Origin of the sequence: Micromonospora globispora, assembly GCF_003857015.1 — a bacterium.
GTDB lineage: Bacteria > Actinomycetota > Actinomycetes > Mycobacteriales > Micromonosporaceae > Micromonospora > Micromonospora globispora.
In genome coordinates, this window is record NZ_QGGF01000649.1 from 1 (window position 1) to 3,041 (window position 3,041).

Here is a 3,041-nt window from a genome sequence, read left to right on the forward strand (position 1 = left end):
CTGCTCCGCAGCGGCGGCCGGCGCGGACGACCCCGCCTCGGCGGCCGCCGGCGCGTCCGCCTTGGGGACCCCGGTGCCCGCCCGGAACCCGCCTGAGCTGTACGGGTCGGAGCCGTACTCGGTGACCAGGGCGAGCGGGATCAGCACCACCGCGGTCGTGCCGCCGTACGCGGACTCCTTGAGCTGCACCCGGACGCCGTGCCGTTCGGTGAGCCGGCTGACCACGTAGAGGCCGAGCCGGGAGGCGTTGGCGAGGTTGAGCTCGGACCGGTCGACGATCCGGTGGTTCGCGGCGGCGAGGTCGTCCTCCGTCATGCCGAGGCCCCGGTCCTCGATCTCGATGGCGAAGCCGTTGGCCACCATCTGGCCACGGACCTCGACGGTGGTGTGCGGCGGCGAGAAGGAGAGGCCGTTCTCGATCAGCTCGGCCAGCAGGTGGATGACGTCACCGACGGCCCGGCCGGAGAGCGACACCGGGCCGAGCGGCAGCACGGTGACCCGGGTGTAGTCCTCGACCTCCGCGATCGCGCCGCGGACCACGTCGACCATCGGCACGTTGCGCCGCCAGGACCGGCCCGGCGTGGAGCCGGAGAGCACGATCAGGTTCTCCGCGTTGCGGCGCATCCGGGTGGCCAGGTGGTCGACCCGGAACAGGTCCTCCAGTTCCTCGGCGTCGTGCTCGCGGCGTTCCATCGCGTCGAGCAGGGTGAGCTGGCGGTGGACCAGCGCCTGGGTGCGCCGGGCCAGACTGAGGAACACGTCCCGCACGTTGCGGCGCAGCTCGGCCTGCTCGACGGCAGTCCGGATGGCGGTCTCCTGGACCGCGTTGAACGCCTTGCCCACCTGCCCGATCTCGTCGTCGCCGAATTCCAGCGGGGGCGCCTCCCGGGCGACGTCGACCTCCTCGCCGTGGCCCAGCCGTTCCACCACACCGGGCAGCCGCTCGTTGGCCAGCCGGAACGCGGCCTCGCGCAGCCGTTCGAGCTGCCGGACCAACGCCCGGGCGGTGGTGATCGACACCACGATGGAGGCGATGACGGCGATGAGGCCGAGGCCGGCGGCGAGCACCATCCGGACGATGACGCCGATCGCGACCGGCATGGCCCGCTCGACGAGCGCGTCACCGGCGTCCAGGATGAACCGCTGCTGGTCCTCGACCGCCCGGTCGACCGCAGCGCGCCACTGCTTGGCCGACACCGGCGGTGCCGTTGACGCCCGGTTGGACAGGATCACCCGGTCCTCCAAGGCCCGGAGAGCGATGAACGGCTCGCCAGCGAGCAACTGCTCGTACCCCCTGCGGTCGGCGTCGGACAGGTCGGCCAGCGCCCGGTCGCCCAGATAGCGCTGGGCGCCGACGGTACGGGCGAAAGCGGCGTTCTCCTCCGGGGTCATCCGGCCGGCGGCGAGCACCCCCGTGAGCAGAGCGTCTTCCTGCGACATCAGCTCGCGCACCCTGACGAGTTGGATCAGCGCCGAGGTCTGCCGGGCGAGCTGCTCGTCGTCCAGCTTGCCCAGAGAGGTATACATCTGCAGCACCGAGTCGATCAGGTCGGTGTAGGCCTGGGCGGCGGCGGCGCGGTCGACCTGGCGGGCACCAACCGACTCGCGGACTGTCTCCAGCCGGTCCAGCCCGGCGACGACCCCGTTGATCTGCCGCTGGCTGTCCTCACTGGCCGCGAGATCCACTCGCCAGTCGTCGACGGAGCCTCGGAAGGCGTCGGCGACCTGCTGCGTGTGCCGCCACTGCGCGGTCAACTGCTCACGCCCGGCCCCGCCCGAGCCGCCGAGGAAAGCGACGGTCGCTCGGCGCTCAGCCTGCAGCTCCAGAACCAGCGGCTCGCCCGGCTGCGCCACCTGGCGGTCGAGCTGCTGCACCCAGAGGAGGTTGGCGCCCTCTCGGAGGGTCACCCACGCGGCGAAGGCCCACAGCGCCACGAGCGAGGCCAGCAGTGCCACGACTTTCCGACGCAGATTCGTGCTGCGGGAACCCATCACAACCATCCCTGGCGGGGAGCCACTGATTATCTGGTCAGGGGTAGCCACATGCGCCTTGACCAACCCGGCGCACGGTAGCAGTGTCACGACGATCACTCAAGCAATCCTGATCATGACCCTCTGCCCGCGGGACGCCGACGGCGGTCGGACTGCGGCGTCCGCATCGGACGGTCATTCCGCCGGGTGCCCAGCAAACCGCGCCAACTGGAGCGCCGAGAGCACAGCGGCCCGCACGATCAGCACTGGGTGGTAGAGGTCCTTGTCATGCCATAGGGGAGTGGCTGTGGCGGCGCTGCTGCGGTCGTCGTCGAGAAAGGCGAGGGCCCGCCGCACGGCGGCGCCGACCACCGGCCGCACCGGCCGCCCGGTGCCGAGCAGCACGTGCAGGGCGTACGCGGTCTCCTCGTCCGTGCCGCCCCACCGACCCCACGACCCGTCGGTGCGCTGGGTGGCGAGCACCCAGTCGATCGCTCGGTCGATTGCCGGCCCCGCCGCCGGGGCGTACCCGGCGAGGCTCACGGCGACGCTGGCCGTCGCATAGAACGCCGACGCGTGCCAGCGGTCCGTCCAGCTGCCGTCCGGCAACTGGGCGGCGACGAGCCAACCGGCCACCCGACGCGCCGCCTCGGCGTAGGGGTGCGCCGGGGCGTGCCTGGTCTGCCAGCCCAACGCCTCCAGCACGTGTGCGTTCGTGGTGACCGACGTGCCGTCCTCACCCCGCCATGTACAGAAGTGCGCCCCGGTGTCGAACGCCAGCAGGCTGTCCGGCGGGACCGGGCGGCCGAGTCTGGCCAGCGCGTAGAGGGCGACGGCGGTGGTGTCGGCGTCCGTCGGCAGTCCGGGTGAGGTGGCGGCGCCGGCCGGCCCCACGGCTGCGGCCAGCTCGCTAATCACGTGCCCGGGCACGTCGCCGGCCGCGCCGACCCGGGCCAGACTGGCGAGGACCCAGGCCCGCTCGAAGACGGTGATCGGTGTCGTGCACGGCACGGGCCCGTCCTGCTCCCCCGCGGCCCAGGTCAGGTAGCCCAGCGCCGCCGGGTCCGCAC

1 protein-coding gene and 1 pseudogene are annotated in these 3,041 nt (G+C 72.5%); both read right to left on the bottom strand.

The genetic code is table 11. The annotated features are described in order from the left end of the window. A partial coding sequence (locus DKL51_RS31435) for a sensor histidine kinase (RefSeq protein WP_109947582.1) occupies window positions 1–1,992 on the bottom strand: 1,992 nt, incomplete at its 3' end. 174 nt (window positions 1,993–2,166) lie between these two features. Next, a pseudogene (locus DKL51_RS31440) lies at window positions 2,167–3,041 on the bottom strand (prenyltransferase/squalene oxidase repeat-containing protein); the annotation flags it as partial.